14 protein-coding genes and 3 pseudogenes are annotated in these 16473 nt (G+C 64.8%); 8 read left to right on the top strand and 9 right to left on the bottom strand.

Annotated elements, in window-relative coordinates; translation table 11 throughout:
• Positions 1-320 precede the first annotated feature (320 nt).
• The 5 genes from ACVWY0_RS13525 to ACVWY0_RS13545 all read left to right on the top strand — a co-directional run bounded on the left by ACVWY0_RS13525 (position 321) and on the right by ACVWY0_RS13545 (position 3475).
• Entirely contained in the window at positions 321-926 is a 606-nt protein-coding gene (locus tag ACVWY0_RS13525) for a DUF1326 domain-containing protein (RefSeq protein WP_485837180.1), read from the top strand.
• A gap of 46 nt (positions 927-972) precedes the next feature.
• On the top strand, positions 973-1791 hold the full coding sequence (locus ACVWY0_RS13530) for a DUF2182 domain-containing protein (RefSeq protein WP_252563701.1): 819 nt from the start codon (positions 973-975) through the stop codon (positions 1789-1791).
• A 44-nt stretch (positions 1792-1835) separates the two neighbouring features.
• Positions 1836-2252 carry an ester cyclase gene (locus ACVWY0_RS13535; RefSeq protein WP_485837146.1) on the top strand — a complete coding sequence of 139 codons (417 nt, stop codon included), beginning with the start codon at positions 1836-1838 and terminating at the stop codon, positions 2250-2252.
• A gap of 92 nt (positions 2253-2344) precedes the next feature.
• Positions 2345-2773, top strand: a complete 429-nt coding sequence (locus tag ACVWY0_RS13540) for a mycothiol transferase (protein ID WP_485837147.1) — start codon at positions 2345-2347, stop codon at positions 2771-2773.
• A gap of 150 nt (positions 2774-2923) precedes the next feature.
• A complete protein-coding gene (locus ACVWY0_RS13545; protein WP_485837148.1) occupies positions 2924-3475 on the top strand; it encodes a flavin reductase family protein in 552 nt (183 codons plus the stop codon).
• A 314-nt stretch (positions 3476-3789) separates the two neighbouring features.
• Here ACVWY0_RS13545 and ACVWY0_RS13550 read toward each other — a convergent pair whose 3' ends face one another.
• Positions 3790-6285, bottom strand: a complete 2496-nt coding sequence (locus ACVWY0_RS13550) for an ATP-dependent Clp protease ATP-binding subunit (RefSeq protein WP_485837149.1) — start codon at positions 6283-6285, stop codon at positions 3790-3792.
• Positions 6286-6617: 332 nt separating this feature from the next.
• Positions 6618-7511: a potassium channel family protein gene (locus tag ACVWY0_RS13555; RefSeq protein WP_485837150.1), complete on the bottom strand. Its 894-nt coding sequence runs from the start codon at positions 7509-7511 to the stop codon at positions 6618-6620.
• 195 nt (positions 7512-7706) lie between these two features.
• Between ACVWY0_RS13555 and ACVWY0_RS13560 the strand changes: the two genes are divergently transcribed.
• Positions 7707-7961 carry a hypothetical protein gene (locus ACVWY0_RS13560; RefSeq protein ID WP_485837184.1) on the top strand — a complete coding sequence of 85 codons (255 nt, stop codon included), beginning with the start codon at positions 7707-7709 and terminating at the stop codon, positions 7959-7961.
• 42 nt (positions 7962-8003) lie between these two features.
• On the opposite strand, the pseudogene ACVWY0_RS13565 reads toward ACVWY0_RS13560, so the two are convergent.
• From ACVWY0_RS13565 to ACVWY0_RS13575, 3 genes and pseudogenes are all read right to left on the bottom strand, one after another.
• Positions 8004-8177, bottom strand: a pseudogene (locus tag ACVWY0_RS13565) (serine hydrolase); the annotation flags it as partial.
• A 91-nt stretch (positions 8178-8268) separates the two neighbouring features.
• Positions 8269-8475, bottom strand: a complete 207-nt coding sequence (locus tag ACVWY0_RS13570; protein WP_485837151.1) for a hypothetical protein — start codon at positions 8473-8475, stop codon at positions 8269-8271.
• Positions 8476-8599: 124 nt separating this feature from the next.
• Positions 8600-9355 (bottom strand): ArsR/SmtB family transcription factor, encoded by a 756-nt coding sequence (locus tag ACVWY0_RS13575; protein WP_485837181.1) that lies wholly within the window; start codon positions 9353-9355, stop codon positions 8600-8602.
• A gap of 117 nt (positions 9356-9472) precedes the next feature.
• Here ACVWY0_RS13575 and ACVWY0_RS13580 point away from each other — a divergent pair.
• Both ACVWY0_RS13580 and ACVWY0_RS13585 read left to right on the top strand, forming a co-directional pair.
• A pseudogene (locus tag ACVWY0_RS13580) lies at positions 9473-10019 on the top strand (hypothetical protein).
• A gap of 39 nt (positions 10020-10058) precedes the next feature.
• Positions 10059-11423 (top strand): MFS transporter, encoded by a 1365-nt coding sequence (locus ACVWY0_RS13585; RefSeq protein WP_485837152.1) that lies wholly within the window; start codon positions 10059-10061, stop codon positions 11421-11423.
• 737 nt (positions 11424-12160) lie between these two features.
• Here the strand turns inward: ACVWY0_RS13585 and ACVWY0_RS13590 are convergent.
• From ACVWY0_RS13590 to ACVWY0_RS13605, 4 genes and pseudogenes are all read right to left on the bottom strand, one after another.
• Positions 12161-13702, bottom strand: coding sequence for an alanine/glycine:cation symporter family protein (locus ACVWY0_RS13590; protein ID WP_485837153.1), 1542 nt, complete (start codon positions 13700-13702; stop codon positions 12161-12163).
• A gap of 191 nt (positions 13703-13893) precedes the next feature.
• A pseudogene (locus ACVWY0_RS13595) lies at positions 13894-14100 on the bottom strand (hypothetical protein); the annotation flags it as partial.
• 118 nt (positions 14101-14218) lie between these two features.
• Positions 14219-14731, bottom strand: a complete 513-nt coding sequence (locus ACVWY0_RS13600) for a methyltransferase family protein (protein ID WP_485837154.1) — start codon at positions 14729-14731, stop codon at positions 14219-14221.
• Between the two features lie 67 nt (positions 14732-14798).
• A complete protein-coding gene (locus ACVWY0_RS13605) occupies positions 14799-16472 on the bottom strand; it encodes a thiamine pyrophosphate-binding protein (protein ID WP_485837155.1) in 1674 nt (557 codons plus the stop codon).
• Position 16473 lies beyond the last annotated feature (1 nt).

The raw sequence follows: 16473 nt of genomic DNA on the forward strand, positions 1-16473 counted from the left end.
AAATCTGTCCTGCCGTTTGTTTCCGCCGCCTGCAGTGCCGGGAGATTTCTGAAGCCTACTGCCACCATAGGCCCACTGGCATGACTGTGTCCGTATTAGCTGTGAGTGCTTCTGAACCCGACGACAGCACCCCTGGTTTATCAACCACAAGGGACCCCTTCGGCGCCCTATTTCCTCGGCGTATTGACACACAGATTTCGCCGGAATACTGTCTGCCTTAACGGGGCATTCCGCCCCGTTCCTGAGTATATTCGGCGCTGGAGTCTGGGCCGCTTCTGCTAGGCGAGGGCGCCAGCAAGGAGTTCTAAATGTCTTGGGAAATGACCGGAAAGTATGTCGGCAACTGCAATTGCCAGCTGATTTGTCCGTGCCCGGTGGATGGTACGCCCACGGGATCGGATGGCGAGTGCCGCGGCGTGGCTGTGTTCCAAATCGCGAGTGGAAAACTCGATGACACCGATCTGTCGGGCATCGCCTTCGCCTTCTGCAACTGGTTCCCGTCGAACCTCTCGGCCGGCGGCTGGAAGGTGGGAGTGGTCGTCGACGACGGCGCATCGGCTGCGCAAGCCGCTGCATTGGAAAGCATCCTTCATGGTGAGGCCGGCGGCCCGTTCGCGGATTTTGCGGCGTTGTACGGAGAATGGCTGGGAGTGGAGCGCGCCAGCGTCACATTCTCGGACGGCGACACCCCGTCCGCCTCGGTTGCCGGGCGGGTGAGCTACACGTTCGAGGCCCTGCCGGGACCCGACGGTGGTGTCACCACCGTCAAGAACGCGATGTTCGGGTTCGCCCCGGAATTCCGGATCGGCAAAGCGCAGGTACACTCGGACCTCTTTGGCCTTGACTTCGACGGCGTCTACGGTGAGACCGCGGACTTCACCTTCGCCAGCGCGATGGCCGAAGACGCCCCCAAAGGCCGGGCATGAGCGCCGACAGCTGATGCTGCGCAGGAAGCAGTCCACCAGAGGCGGCGTGCGCCCGTCTGCGCGCGCCGCCGTTTCGCCTGCCACAGCGGCCGGTTCTACGGCAGCCGCGTCCCGCGTCGACCCGCGGGAGGCTGGCCTGATCGCGGTCCTGCTGATACTCGCCGCGGCGAGTTGGGTCTTCACGTCCACTCAGCTGAGCGGGATGGACATGGGTCGGTGGACTGAGCCGGGGCCACTGGGATTCTTCGTCGCCACGTGGGTGGTGATGTTGGCGGCCATGATGTTCCCGTCCGTGGCACCCATGGTGGTCGCATATGGCCGGATTCAGAGCCACCGACGCAAGATGGCGCGGTATGCTCCGGCAGGATCCACCGCCGTTTTCGTGGCCGGTTACCTGATCACGTGGACGGTCTTCGGCGTCGTGGCGTATTCGCTCTACATGTCAGTAGCGTCGCTGGCTCCCGGGCTCTTCGCCGCGGATCAAGGCGGCCGGTACCTGGCGGCCGGGGTGATTATGGCGGCGGCGGCCTATCAGCTCACGCCCGCCAAGAACGTCAGCCTGATGAAATGCCGGACGCCCATGGACTTCATCCTGCACCGCATGCGCCCCGGATACCGTGGCGCGCTGCGCATGGGAGTTGAGCACGGGGCGTGGTGCGTCGCATGCTGCTGGGCGCTGATGGTGGCGCTGTTTGCGCTCGGTGTGATGAGCATCGGCTGGATGGCGCTGATTGGGGCCTTCATTGCAGGAGAGAAGATGCTCCCGTGGAAGCGGCTCGCCAACCGCTCGGTTGCGGTGGCACTGGCCGTGATTGCGCTCGGAGTTGCCCTCACGCCAGCGGCGTTGGTCGGGATGGGGATGTAAAACGGGGGGTTCTTGAATGGTCTCATGTACTAGAGGAGTCGGAAATGTCTGACGGGAATGGACTGATCCAGCGGTTTTACAAGGAGATAATCGAGGGCGGAAATCTGTCCCTCATTGACGAGTTGGCGACGGATGACTACGTCGATCACGAAGAGGCTCTTCCAGGGCAACCGCCCGGCAAGGACGGCGTCCGGTACTTCGTGAACGCGATCCGGACGGCGTTCCCCGATATTAAAGTCAAGACGATGGAAGCGTCACTGGCTGACGGAAGTATGGAGGCGTGCCACGTAATTCTCACGGGCACACATCGTGGCGAGATGGCCGGCATGGCTGCAACCGGCAAAAGCGTCGAATTCGGCACCACCGACATTATTCGCGTCGAGGACGGCAAGGTGGCCGAGCATTGGGGAACCACGGACAACCTGAGCCTCATGCAGCAGCTCGGTGCCATCCCTGCTTAGGGCTCATCTGACGGGCGTCCGCAATCGGGCCAACACTAGAAGGGCCTTCCGCCGTCATCCTGGCCGACGGCGGGAGGCCCCCGTGTGGGGCAGTGTCCCGTGGCGGTGCCGCACCCCTATGCGCGCGAGGCCACACCCGCTACCTCTGCAACAGGGCATCGGCCGTTGGTTCCACGTTGACGTTAACAGCCTCCGCCGCCGGCCTAAAACGGGTCTGGACCTCCCCGGGGTTTGTCGGCCGCTTCAGCCTCCCCCTTCCCGAGCGTGACACCGGGTACGGCCATTCGAGAGCCAAAGTCGATTCCGTGAAGGCCCCGTCAGCGCTGCTGCTCGAATACTACGACGCCGTTCACCGGCAGACCGTGGACTTTCTGCAAACTCTCGGTGACGAGGACTTTGACCGCATCGTCGACACCCGCTGGGACCCGCCGGTCACTCTCGGGGTGCGGCTGGTCAGCACCATTGCCGATTGCCTCCAGCACGTGGGGCAGGCCGCGTACGCCAAGGGCCTGAACCCCTGACTGATACTGCCGAGCTGCTGGTGTGAGATCCGCCGTCGTGGGCCAGACGGACGGCGCACCGGGGAGATGGAGGCATGCTACAGCCACAACGACCACAAAGGCTTCGTCACGATCGGCCCTGATGTGTTCACTGCGTGAAACGATGTGCTTATGGAGATTCCAGGGACGTTGGACGCGCATCGCCTAGGCGACGACCATCCTTCCGAAGCGGACATCGATCTGTACCGCGTGCTCAGCGCTGACATCTCAGCCGGCGTCGCCGTGGTTTCTACATTGCTGCACAAGCGCGACTACGCAGCAACAGTGACTGCTTTTCTCTCCGTCTCCTATGATCCGCCTACGATGCTTGTCAGTCTCTACGCGGGCTCACGCATTGGCGAAGCAATTGCCACGAGGGGTACGTGGGCGTTGAGTCTGTTGCGCAGCAAGCACCAAGGCGCGGCGGATTGGCTGGCCAGTCCAGGGACCCCCGTTGAGGGCCTGCTGGCCCAGGTTCCCTACCGCCGCGGCCCGGCCACCGGATCGGTGATCCTCGATGGATCGATCGCGTACTTCGAGCTGCGAACGGTTGCCATCCATCCGGCGGCAACGCATCTGCTCATCGTCGGAGAGGTACTTGCGATGGGTAGTGACGCTCCAGCGGCGGAAGTACCGGACCCCCTCATACATTTTGCTTCTGCCTACCACCGGCTGGCGCCCTAGAAGTTACCCACAAAGGCGGCGAAGACCGCTGATCTCCCGGGCTACCACCGGGCCCGCACACGGCACCCCGACCTGAAATCAAAACTCACCATTGCCGGAGGCACAGCGGCACCTCAAATGCCGGATGGGTCCAGTTCTGCCTCTTATGGCGGGTCTGTCCCAACAATTATTTTGTCGGCCTCTTGCGGCATTCACGTCGACGGGGCGGCCAACTAAGGAGACCCACCGGCAACGACCGGCTGAAGGCTGAGGGCAAGGTGAGATACGCCGGACTTCAGCCCGCCTCGACGGTGGTCAGACGTCGTTTTTGCTGGTTAGCTCGCGGCCGGCAGTGCGTCCGGGATCCGGGGTTTCGTGTTTCCTGCGAAGGTGAACTGCGCGTCGTCGCCCTCGCCGTCAACGTCCACCACAACGATGTCGCCCGGGTGGATCTCTCCGAAGAGGATCTTCTCGGACAGCTGGTCCTCGATTTCGCGCTGGATGGTGCGGCGCAGCGGTCGGGCACCCATGGCCGGGTCGTACCCGCGGGTGGCCAGGAGCACCTTGGCTGCGGTGGTGAGCTCGATGCCCATGTCCTTGTCCGCCAGACGCTTCTCCAGACGGCCGATCATCAGGTTCACGATCTGGATGATCTCGTTCTGGGTCAGCTGAGGGAAGACAATGACGTCGTCAACACGGTTCAGGAACTCGGGGCGGAAGTGCTGCTTGAGCTCCTCTGTGACCCGGGCGCGCATCCGGTTGTAGCCGGTCTGCGTGTCCGTGCCCGACTGGAAGCCGGTGGCAACGCTCTTGGAGATGTCCCGGGTGCCCAGGTTGGTGGTCATGATGATCACGGTGTTCTTGAAGTCCACCACCCGGCCATGGCTATCGGTCAGACGGCCGTCTTCCAGGATCTGCAGGAGGGAGTTGAACAGGTCCGCGTGGGCCTTCTCCACCTCGTCGAACAGGACTACCGAGAACGGACGGCGCCGGACCTTTTCGGTCAGCTGCCCGCCTTCGTCGTAACCGACGTAGCCCGGAGGGGCACCGAAGAGCCGCGACACGGCGTGCTTCTCCGAGTACTCGGACATGTCCAGGGTGATCAGGGTGTCTTCCTCGCCGAACAGGAACTCAGCGAGGGCCTTGGCCAGTTCGGTCTTGCCGACGCCGGTGGGGCCGGCGAAGATGAACGAGCCGCCCGGACGCTTCGGGTCCTTCAGGCCTGCACGGGTCCGGCGGATAGCCCGCGAAACCGACCTGATCGCCTCCTCCTGGCCCACCACACGCTTGTGCAGCTCGTCTTCCATCCTCAGCAGACGGCTGGATTCCTCCTCGGTGAGCTTGAAGACCGGGATGCCGGTGGAGTTCGCCAGCACCTCGGCGATCAGTTCCTCATCAACTTCGGAGATGTCGTCCATGCCGCCGGTCTTCCAGTGGCGCTCCTTCTCTCTGCGCACGTCGATGAGCTTCTGCTCTTGGTCGCGGAGCGAAGCGGCACCCTCGTAGTCCTCCGCATCCAACGCGGACTCCTTCTCCAGCTTCGTGGCGGCGATGCGCTCGTCCATCGCCTTGAGCTCCGGCGGGGCGGTCATCCGGCGGATGCGCAGCCGGGCACCGGCCTCATCGATCAGGTCGATGGCCTTGTCCGGCAGGAAGCGGTCCGAGATGTAACGCTCCGAGAGATTCGCCGCTGCGACCAGCGCGCCGTCGGTGATGGTGACCCGGTGGTGCGCCTCGTACCGATCACGGAGGCCCTTGAGGATCTCGATCGCGTCGGCCACGGAGGGCTCCTTGACCTGGATCGGCTGGAAGCGGCGCTCGAGTGCGGCATCCTTCTCGATGTGCTTGCGGTACTCATCCAGGGTGGTGGCACCGATGGTCTGCAGTTCACCCCGGGCCAGCAACGGCTTCAGGATGGACGCAGCATCGATGGCACCTTCAGCAGCACCGGCACCCACAAGCGTGTGGATTTCGTCGATGAAGAGGATGATGTCGCCGCGGGTGCGGATCTCCTTGAGGACTTTCTTCAGGCGCTCTTCGAAGTCACCGCGGTACCGGGAGCCGGCCACCACGGAGCTCAAGTCCAGGGTATAGATCTGCTTGTCCTTGAGAGTCTCCGGCACATCTCCGCGGACGATCGCCTGGGCGAGGCCTTCGACGACGGCGGTCTTGCCGACGCCGGGCTCACCGATCAGGACAGGGTTGTTCTTGGTACGGCGCGAAAGGACCTGCATAACGCGTTCCATTTCGGATTCGCGTCCGATCACCGGGTCCAGCTTGTTCTCGCGCGCAGCTTGGGTCAGGTTCCGGCCGAACTGGTCAAGGACCACGGAACCGGCAGGAGTACCTTCCGCCTGGCCGGGGCCGACGCCGGCACCGGTGGTCTCCTTGCCCTGGTAGCCGGAGAGCAGCTGGATGACCTGCTCGCGGACCCGTGGGAGGTCGGCTCCGAGCTTGACGAGCACCTGCGCGGCAACGCCCTCACCTTCACGGATGAGTCCCAGCAGGATGTGCTCCGTGCCGATGTAGTTGTGGCCCAGCTGCAGGGCTTCACGGAGCGCGAGCTCCAGCACCTTCTTCGCGCGCGGGGTGAAGGGGATGTGGCCGGACGGAGCCTGCTGGCCCGGGCCGATGATCTCCTGCACCTGCCCGCGGACGCCGTCGAGCGAAATGCCCAAGGACTCAAGAGCTTTGGCGGCAACGCCCTCACCCTCATGGATCAGACCCAAGAGGATGTGTTCGGTACCAATGTAATTGTGGTTCAGCATGCGTGCCTCTTCTTGGGCAAGCACAACTACGCGACGGGCACGGTCCGTAAATCGCTCAAACATTTCGCCACACTCCTAGCTGCCGCCTACCTTGATGCTACGTCGCCGCGGGCCCTCATGGGGGTGTTCGCCGAGATGCAAGGTATTTGTGAGTTTTCAGCGGTAAGTGTCCTGTTTTTCGCAGCATTACTTGTCTTGGCGCATCAACTGGTGACTTGATGAATTCGCGACCTTCCGACTGCTGGGGTGCTTGATGGGATGCCTTTGTAGCCACAGACGTCCCGTCTCAACTGCTGAGTAGCTTCCGCGTACGTTAGCGGAACAACTAGACCGAAGTTACGCAGGTTGAGACGCCGGAATGGGAAATCGTAGTCCCCCTCTCAAAGGCTGGGAGGCTATTTGGTGTCAAGTTCCCGTGGCTGTCGGTGTCTGTGGTGCAGCGCGTAGCTGTCAAACACCTCCGACGACGTCGTCCCTGGATGGCCGAACTTGCCGCGGAGTACCTCTGCGAGATCGTCCAGCGCTGCATGAAGCATCCGTCCGGCAAACCGGAGTTCCGGGTTTTCACTGAGTTTGGCCTCAGACGCCAACTGGTGGGCATAGGCAACGGTGGCTGGCAGGGAACCCCTCTGCTCGACTTCGCGGAAGTAGTAAGTTTCATGGAACGACAGCAAATCTATGCTGACGGAAGCCACGTTTTTGGCCAGCGATTCGAGCAGCCCGGCGGCATGCCGTGGTTCCAGCGAAGATAAGCCCTCCGGACCTGCCGCTTCCCTGAACAGGTTCAGGTGGTGGGCAACAGCCCGGCGCCGGCTAAGGGCCGGGTATGTTTGCAGGATCCAAGTGACCGTGGCCGTCAGCAACCCGAACCCTGTGACGGCCTGGAAGGCCGCGACGAGTCTGAGCAGCGGATGCGCTGCGACAATTTCGCCGAACCCCACGGTGGAAAGAGTGACCATCGAGAGGTAGACCGCTTCGGCGAAGTCGCCCCGCTGTGGCACCCCGTCTTCGTAAACGAAACCTTGGGGCAGATGTGGCAGGTACAGCAGGGCCCAGCCTATGGCCGCCAGGCCGGCCCAGGCGCCGATAACGGCAGCCATTGCCAGGGGTGCCGCGATGGTGGAGGCCCGGCCCCTTGACCTTCTCGACAGAAGCCAGAATCCGCGCATTATCGTCCGGCCCACAGGACCGGACCCGTGCGGATAAAGGAGCGTGTGAAAGACGTCTGCGACCATCAGCAGAATCAGCCCGGCGCCCGTCACCGTCCAAAGCGCGTCCTCGAAGTCCATGCCTCATCTTAGAGGCGGAGAATTCTCTTGCGGTCTTCATGGCACCGGTGAATCCAGGCTTGTTCTTTGTCGAAGGGCTCTCCATCCGACACCCCCTCGGCTCAGCAGCTCCGCAACCAGCAGTGCCAGCGAGACCGCCCAGCTGCAGCGCTGCAGCCAGTCCTCCTGCACTACCGCGGGCACCGGAGGCTGACCGTGGAGAATCCGCAGGACGTTGGTATCCACGGCCTTGAGCCGGGACGGGGCCGACATGTCATTGCCGTTGATGACCATGGCGACGCCAACGCCGGAGGAGCCGGCGGATACGGCCGTCGCTGTACGCTCCCTCGTCCACGCGATCCGCTCGTGCCGATGTCCTCGGCCGAGGCGTACATGGTGGTGGACGGCATTCCGGTGGTGGGTGCGGGCACGTCGGTCTGGGCCCAGAACGAGCCAAACCACAGCGAATAGCCGGCCGCCATATTGTCCGCGCGCGCCAGCCCGCGTCGGGTGGCTGTGAGTCATGTCCAATGGTTCGAAAACGTGCTGCTCCATGTAGTCCCCGAACGGCTGGCCGGAGACCGTCTGCACCAGGAGGCCGAGGACGTTCAAGCCCTTCCGGCGCACACGCACTGGGAACCGCCCGGGCCCGGGTGATCTCACTCTCTGTGCGCTCCCCGAATCCATGATTTGGAAGGGAATTGCCTGGCCTGATTCTTAGCGCTCTTTTGGCAGGAAACCAGCCACCAACTCGGCCGGATTTCTTGGCTGAAACGGCCTACAGATAGTTGATCACACACATTCCGAGGGCGTCGACCTGGTCCTGCAGGAAGAAGTCCAACGCCTCATAGGCCTGCTCAGGACTCGCCGGTCCTAGGGGCGGTGAGTCAGTAGGGGCCGGCGCCGGTGTGGTGGCGCCGCCGAGGATCCCCATGGCCAGGAAGCACAACAGAAAACAGCGCAATAACCAGGAGATCTGTCGCATGCCCATACCTGCGTTTCCGGCTGACCCTCTCTTCACGGTATGGCCTGGCCAGGAGGAACACGATGCAAGCCTCCCGGATGGGGGAGTGCGACGGCGGCGCCCGGGTTGGGCGCCGACGGTCGGCTCACGTGTACATGAGGGAGCCGGGGGTGGTGAGTTTTTCGCCGGTTTCGAGCCAGGTTTTGAGGCCGGAGAGGATCATCGGCCAGCCGCCGTAGAGCTGGTCGTTGGCGCCTTCGCGGAGCTGGTCGTGGGTGACGGTCAGATGGCAGGAATCGCCCACGGGTTCGATCTCCCAGGTGACGCGGGAGGTGCCCTCTTCCTTGACGTCCTCGCCCCAGAGGGCGCGCATGGTCTGGACGAGTTTGCGCGGGGGATCGACCTCGATGTTTTCGCCTTCGCCCAGGACCATGCCGTTGGCCTTGGGATTGTGCATCTCGTAGTGGCCGCCCGGCGTCCAGTCCGCGGTGTGGGTGTTGCCGAACTGGTATTTGCTGCGGATCTCGCTGTCCGTGATGGCCTCCCAGAGCCGCTCCGGGGTGGTCTTGATGTAAATTTCGAAGATCTTTTCCATGGGACTTTCCAATCTGGTTTTGAGGTCGCTGAGGGCAGCGGCCCATGGTTGTGCATATTTGCTGACCCAGCGGTCGTGGACCAGTCGGATGGGCACCGGATTGAGGAAATGGAGTTTCTCGCGGCCCCGACGGCGGGTGACCACCAGGCCGGCGTCCTCCAGCAGCTTGAGGTGCTTCATGACCCCATATCGGGTCATCTCGAAACGGGCCTCGAGTGCGTGCAGGGTCTGCCCGTCTTCCCGGAAGAGCTCATCGAGCAGGTCCCGGCGGGTGGGGTCGGCGAGGGCCTTGAATACGGCGTCCACAACTCCAGAATAGGTGACCATTTAGTCACATGTCAACGGGTTTTTAGATGCCGTTCCACGAAGACCTGACCCGGGAAATGCGTTTCAGTGGAACGGTGCAGGTGGGACGATGAACCTGTGGATCCCTTCTTCGATTTTGTCGGACACTACTGGTGGCTTGTCTTCCCTCTCAGCGGAATGGTCGGCGGGTGGGCCAGGCAGTGGTCCAAGGCCAGCGAACGCCGCCACCGCCGTCGGGTGGAGCTCTACAAGCTCAAGAATCAGGTGGTGCAGGCGGAACAGGCCAGCCACGCTGAGGTCCTCTCGCTGGTGGCAGCGCACGACGCCGTGAACCGGCGGTGGCTGGACTATGAGCTTGACGTGGGGAAACTCATCGACTTCCCGGTTATGACGGACGTGCGCGAACCTCTCACCGTCGCCTTCCTCCGGGCCAAGCGGGAGGCCGACGGTTTGCTTCACGGGGCCCGAACGCCAGCGGCTGGCGACGGCCAGGAAGTTGCTCAACATCGCCTCGGACAATGCCGCCACGCCGGCGGAGCGGCAGACGGCCTACAAGCGCGCCCGGCTCGAGCTGGATGGACTGATCGTCCTGCCCGAAGCGGCGCTGGCCGCCTTGGAGGAGAAGATTGCCGGAGAGCTCGACTCGCCGCGCGCCCCTGAGTAGGTTCGTGACCCAAGGCAACCATGCACCAGACTTAGGGGCGTGACGAACAAACCCCGTCCCGGCCTCGCGATCGCTGCGCTCAGCCTCGGCACCTCCCTGAACCCGCTGAACTCGTCCATGATCGCCGTCGCGCTGGTGGTCCTGCGGGAGGATTTCGCGCTCGACGTCGCCACCGTCACCTGGGTGATCACCTCGTTCTACCTCGCGTCCGCGGCCGGACAGCCGCTTATGGGCAGGCTCGCGGACCGTTTCGGGCCGCGCCGCCTGTTCACGTTCGGGATGGCCCTGGTGGCGGTGACGTGCGCGCTGGCGCCGTTCGCGCCCAACTTCGCGCTGGTCTGCGTGGCCCGCGCGCTCATGGCTGTGGGGACAGCGACGGCGTACCCGTCCGCCGTCGTGATGGTCACCGAGCTGAGCCGGCTGGCGAAGCTGCCGGCCACCCGCCCGCTGGGCCGGATCCAGATGGCGAACACGTCGGCCGCCGCGGTGGGACCCGTCGTCGGCGGTTTGCTGGTGAGCCTGCTGGGCTGGCAGGCGCTGTTCGCCGTCAACGTGCCGCTCGCGCTGCTGGCGCTGATTGTGGTGCATCGGGCGGCGCCCGCCGATTCCGAACGCGAAACAGGGAAGCTCTCAACCCTGATCCGTGACTCCGACATCCCCGGCATCCTGGCCTTCGTCGCCTCGCTGATGCTCGCGATGATGGCGCTGCTGAACGTGATGCCGGGATATCGCTGGTGGCTCCTGGGCGCGGCGACCCTCATTGCCGGGCTGTTCGCGTGGCGGGAGCTGCGCTTCCGTCCGCCATTTGTCGACTTGCGGCTGCTCGGCCGGAACCGGCCGCTGCTGCTGGTGTATCTCGTGTTCGTCGTCTTCAGCGGCGTCTACTACTTTGCGTTCTTCGGCCTGCCGCAGCTGCTGCAGGAGGCAGGACATTACGACGCCGGACTGGTGGGCCTGCTGATGCTGCCCCTGGCGGCCATGTCCGTGTTGGTCACACCGGTGACGGTCCGGCTGATTGAGCGGTTCGGCGTGCGTTCGGTGATGATCGGCGGAGTGCTGATCCTGCTGGTTGCCTCGGGCGGGCTAGGGGCGTTGACGTTATCCTTGTGGCCGCCCTTGGTGTTTGGGCTGACCGCGTTGATGGGTGTGCCGTACGGAGTGGTGAGCACGGCGTCGAACCAGGGCCTGTACGTGTCAGCCCGGCCGGAGGAGAGGGGAGTGGCGGCCGGTATTTTCCAGACCTGCCGCTACCTCGGCGCGATCACGGCGACGGTACTCATCGGTGTGCTGTACGGGCCAGGCGTGAACCAGGCGAACTGGGGGCTGATGGTTCTGGTGATGCTGGGACTGGGCGCCGTGGTGCTGGGGTTGGCGGTGGCGTGGAAGCGGAAGCCGGGGGTTTAGGTGCGGCCTGATGCTGGGCCAAAAGTTTCGTCGCTAGGTGCGGGCTCCACGCGCCAGTAGGCCGTAAACCGAGGGGCCGGTCACACCAGATTAGAGAGTACGTAGAACAGCCGGGCGGCAGCTTCCAAAAGCTGCCGCCCGGCCGCGAACTTAAAGCCAGGGGGCCTAGCCCTTGACCTCGTACGCCTTGGGCAGCTTCAGGCCGCCTCACGCCCGGAACAGCTGCGGGACAATGTCACGGCGGCCGGAGTAACCCTTGACCCGGCGCTCCTGACCCGGGCCGACGCCATCCTCGGGGATCTGGTTGAGCGGGATCCCGCGAAGGTGGAGTCCTTTCCCGAACGGGTCTGAAAACCCTGTTGTGGAAAAGACCCTTTGAGTCTGCGGCGGGCGAGCCTGTGCACGGTGAGAGGCCAGCCACTTCGTGAATCTCCAGCCCTTCGGGCAGGGTAGGTGTACCCGGAAGTAACATGCTTCATGATTGCCGGAGGCGCTGCTGACCATGGTGGCGAATCCCGAGCACGAGCCAGACGCAGAAGGCGGCCAGGACTGTTCCTATTCGGTGACAATCACCGGTGCCAGCTCGCCGCTGCGTGCCCAGGTGCGCCTCGGCGGCCGGAGCGTACGACGGCGGCGCGCAGCTTCCGTAGTGACGGCGCCGGCCGTCCGGGCTTCTTTGCCCGGATACGACCGTGCGCCGCGCCGAATGAACGGCGCGGCGCACGGTGCACTCCGCACTAGACCCGCGCGGATTCCTTCTCGCGGTCCGCGGTCTTGTAGGACTCCCAGAAGGTGGCCCCGGTGATGCCGAGGGGCAGCGGGTTGAAGACCGGGTCGAGGCCCATCTTCTGCTGCGCTTCGAAGTCCTTGAGGGCCGCCAGGGCAGGCTTCTGCAGGATCAGGATGCCGATGATGTTCAGCCAGGCCATCATGCCGACGCCGATGTCGCCCATCAGCCAGGCATCGGCGGCCGTGTTCACGCTGCCGTACGCCACTGCGATGAGGATCAGAATCTGCAAGGCCATCGTGGTGCCGCGGCCGACGCTGACTTTAAGGCCCGGGATCAGCTTGTTCGAGGAACCGCCCACGAGGAAGCGCAGGTTGGTTTCCGCCATGTAGTAATAGGCGATCACCGTGGTCAGGCAGAAGAAGATCAGCGTGATCGCAATAAACGCTGCGCCGAAGCCCGGGAAGACCGAGTCGAAACCGGTCTGCACGAACTGGGGTCCGGCCGTGGCCGTGGCCGAGAGCAGGCCGCCCTCGACGAGGACTTCGCCCTTTTCGGTGCCGCCGGAGAAGACCCGGTAGGCGCCCGTCGAGAGGATCAGGAACCCGGTGGCCGTGCAGACGAACAGGGTGTCAATGTAGACCGCGAAGGCCTGCACCAGGCCCTGCTTGGCCGGGTGTGAGACTTCGGCGGCGGCCGATGAGTGAGGGCCCGTTCCCTGGCCGGCCTCGTTCGAGTAGACGCCGCGCTTGACGCCCCACATCACGGCCAGGCCGATGACGGAGCCGAGGGCCGCGTCCATGCCGAACGCGCTGCGGAAGACCAGAGAGAGAATCGCCGGCAGCTGGTCCGCGTTGACGAAGACCACCACCATTGCGAGGACGATATAGGCGGCGGCCATGAACGGCACGACGAAGCCGGCGACGCTGGCGATGCGCTTGACGCCGCCGATGATGACGAAAGCCAGGAGGATCACGGATCCGACGGCGACGACCCAGGACGGGATGGTCCAGGCACCGTTGATCGCGGTGGCCATCGAGTTGGCCTGGACACCGGGCATCAGTACGCCGCAGGCCAGCACGGTAACGGCCGCGAAGACGTAGCCATAGACCTTGAAGAAACCGGCGCCCTTGGTGTGGGCACGCGCGCGGGATAGGTAATACGCGGGGCCGCCACGGTACTCGCCGGTCAGCGGATCGCGGGTCTTGTACATCTGGCCCAGTGTGCACTCGATGAAGGACGTCGAGGCGCCCAGGAAGGCGACCATCCACATCCAGAAGAGCGCGCCGGGGCCGCCGAAGGCGACAGCGGTGGCTACACCGGCGACGTTGCCGGTTCCGACGCGTCCGGCCAGGGACATCGCCAGCGCCTGGAATGAGGAGACTCCGGAGGCCGACTTTTCGCCCCGAAGCAACTGCTGGATCATGCCCTTGACGTGCCGCACCTGCATGAAGCGCGTACGGATGGAGAAGTAGACGCCGGTAGCGAGGCAGAGATAGACGAGCCAGTCGCTCCAGATAACGTCATTGATAGCTGATAAAACATCGCTCATAAGTGTGGGGTCCCTCCATGAAGAGCGTGGATGATGCGGTTGGGGATGCGGATTGGTGCTGCGCATGGCGGTAGACCCATGTGGTGCACGACACCAAAACCTGTGAAGTGTCCCACAACGTGCCGGTGTTAGTCCACTCGGCCATTTCCGGGGCGCCGGCCTCCCTGACCGGCCCGGGCATCCGGCCCGTCTCAGCCCTCGAACAGCCCCCGCACGTCATCCGCAGTCAGTGCTGAGGCAAACATCGCGTCGTCGTCCAGTACGGCGGTGAACAGCTTGGCTTTCTTTTCCTTGAGCGCCATGACTTTCTCCTCGATGGTGTCCTTGGCGACAAGCCGGTAGGCCATGACGTTCCGGTTCTGGCCGATCCTGTGGGTGCGGTCAACGGCGTGCCCCTCAACAAGTACGCCACAGAGCGGCTGTTGGCCTGAAGGAGTCCGAGTGGACATGGCGGGGTGAGTACCGCCGTCGTCCGGCGGCGTACGACGGCGGCGCCTGGGTTCCAGCCGAAGGAACCTACACGCGGGGGAGCCTGAGATACCGTGGAACCCGTTCCGCGTAATCCGGGTAGGACTGCGGAAACAGCCCGGCGAGCGTGGCCTCTTCGCCGCGGACGAAGCGGTGCTCCACCAGCAGTTCGGCCGGCAGCAGCGCGAGGACCCAGGCTGAACCGGCCAGGGTTCCCGTGCCGAGCTGGATGAGCCACCAGCCCACGTACATGGGGTGGCGGGTGATGGCATACGGGCCGGTGACCACCAGATCCTCCGGCCGCTCCAGCTCGAAGGGGCCCGCCGAGCGCCGCCGGCGTTCAGCCAAAGCCCAAACATTGAGGCTGACGCCGGTGACCATCAGTCCCGCCCCAACCAACCTGTGGAGGGAACGAGAGCCGGGAAGTGGCATGGGGCGGAGCCTGGCAAGGAGGAAGTCGATGGCCATCGCGGCCACGACGGGCGCCGGCAGAGGAAGGTTTTCGTAGACCCCCTTCACCCGTCCCGCCAGCGTGTGCCCAGATCTGACGTCGGCTTCCATGGTTTCAGGGTACGCCGCGCGAGCCTCGGCGCACTCTTGAATCCGCTGCCCTGCCAACCTTGGTTATCTAGCCCGCCACCGCCGCTTTTGCGGCCTGCGAGGCCTCCATCCATTCGCTCAGCCACGGGGCCCGGACGCTCGACGTGATCCGGCAGTCGGCCACGAAGGTTCCCTTCGCGCCGGCGTCGATCCAGTCCTTGAGCGCGGCAAGGTCCGCGAGCGAGCGGATGATCGCCGACTCGGCACCGAGCGCGCGGGCGATGCCGCTGAAGTCCACCTCGGGGATCAGCATGGGCTTTTGGGTCAGGCCCTGGGAGCCGTACTGGTGGATTTCGGCTCCGTAGGCGGCATCGTTGTAGATCACGACGACGGCGCTGCTCGCCGCCCCGATCAGCGATTCGAGGTCGGACAGGCCCATCAGGAAACCGCCGTCGCCGGAGGCCAGTACCAGGGTGCGGCCGTCCTCCACGGCGCGGGCCGCCCCGACGGCGCTGGCAAGGCCCAGCCCAATGGCCTGGTAGGCGGTCCCCACCATGACCAGGTCCTGGGGCCTCGGGATGCGCCAGTACATGGGTGCCCAGCCGACGAAGTGCCCTCCGTCCTGGACCACCGTGCGGCGCTCCGGCAGCACCGCATCCAGTGCCGTGGCAAGGGAGCGCGGGTCCAGCCGTCCGTCCGGGGTCTCGTCGGAACCTGCCTGGTGCCCCGGTCCTTCGGCCAGGCGCCGGCGGGCTTCCGCGCGCCAGGCTTCTGCGCGGCTGGCGTCCGGCGAGGCCGGGCCATCCAGCATCCGGAGGATGCGTCCCGCAGCAGACTTCGCGTCCGCGCTGACGAACATGTCCACCCGGGGGTGCGTGGGCTGCAGGGCGGTGTCGATCTGTATGACGGTGCTGTCCGGGCCGAGCAGGTGCCCGAACCGCATGGTGAAGGGGCTTAGGCTTGCCCCGGCCACGAGGACCACGTCGGCCTCGCCCATGAGCCCGGCCGCGGTGTCGGTGCCGAAACCGCCGGCGACGCCCAGGTACCCCTCGCCATTGAGGAGGTTGAGCGCCAGGGCGGTTCCGGCGGTTAGTGCGCCGAGGCGGTCGGCGAGCTCGCGGAGCTCCGGGCCGGCTCCGGCGAGATGCGCACCGCGGCCGGCGAGGATCAGCGGCCGCTTCGCCCCTGCGAGCAGGCGGGCCACCTGCCCAAGGCCGCCGTCGACGTCGTCCGTCACCGTTGGTGCTAGCGGCGCGGGAAGTTCTTCGTCCGCGGCCTCGAGTGCCGCGAGGTCGTAGGGGATGGCAATCACGACGGCGGTGCGCTTGGTGAGTGCGTACTCCACCGCCTGCTGCGTGATGGAGCCCGCGGCGTCGCGGGTGACGGTGAAGGTCGCCGCGCCGAGACCTGCGGCGATTGCCGCCTGGTCCACGTCCTGAGGCCGGGCGCCGCTGGTGGGAGCGTCCCCGGTGACCAGCACAACGGGGATTTGTGCCTGGACCGCCTCTGCGAGGGCGGTGAGTGCATTGGTGTAGCCGGGGCCGTAGGTGGTGGTGCCCGCGGCGAGGCGTCCCGACGTCCGGTAGTAGGCGTCGGCCGCGGCGATGGCGGCGCCTTCATGTCGGACGGGGGAGAAGCGGAGGCCCAGCTTTTCCGCGGCGTCCAGGAAGTAGACGTTGCCGTTGCCCATCACGCCGAAGACATCGCTGAGGTAGCTGCTGAGAACCTGCGCCACGCGGCCGGAGACGGTAAGAGTAGTCATG

This window comes from Arthrobacter sp. UYNi723, assembly GCF_054057635.1.

Bases quoted from the DNA above. Each gene is read 5' to 3' on its own strand.
- ACVWY0_RS13570 (WP_485837151.1), bottom strand. From the start codon at position 8,475: ATGCGACAGATCTCCTGGTTATTGCGCTGTTTTCTGTTGTGCTTCCTG.
- ACVWY0_RS13550 (WP_485837149.1), bottom strand. From the start codon at position 6,285: ATGTTTGAGCGATTTACGGACCGTGCCCGTCGCGTAGTTGTGCTTGCC.
- ACVWY0_RS13605 (WP_485837155.1), bottom strand. From the start codon at position 16,472: ATGACTACTCTTACCGTCTCCGGCCGCGTGGCGCAGGTTCTCAGCAGC.
- ACVWY0_RS13525 (WP_485837180.1), top strand. From the start codon at position 321: ATGACCGGAAAGTATGTCGGCAACTGCAATTGCCAGCTGATTTGTCCG.
- ACVWY0_RS13600 (WP_485837154.1), bottom strand. From the start codon at position 14,731: ATGGAAGCCGACGTCAGATCTGGGCACACGCTGGCGGGACGGGTGAAG.
- ACVWY0_RS13535 (WP_485837146.1), top strand. From the start codon at position 1,836: ATGTCTGACGGGAATGGACTGATCCAGCGGTTTTACAAGGAGATAATC.
- ACVWY0_RS13590 (WP_485837153.1), bottom strand. From the start codon at position 13,702: ATGAGCGATGTTTTATCAGCTATCAATGACGTTATCTGGAGCGACTGG.
- ACVWY0_RS13545 (WP_485837148.1), top strand. From the start codon at position 2,924: ATGGAGATTCCAGGGACGTTGGACGCGCATCGCCTAGGCGACGACCAT.
- ACVWY0_RS13555 (WP_485837150.1), bottom strand. From the start codon at position 7,511: ATGGACTTCGAGGACGCGCTTTGGACGGTGACGGGCGCCGGGCTGATT.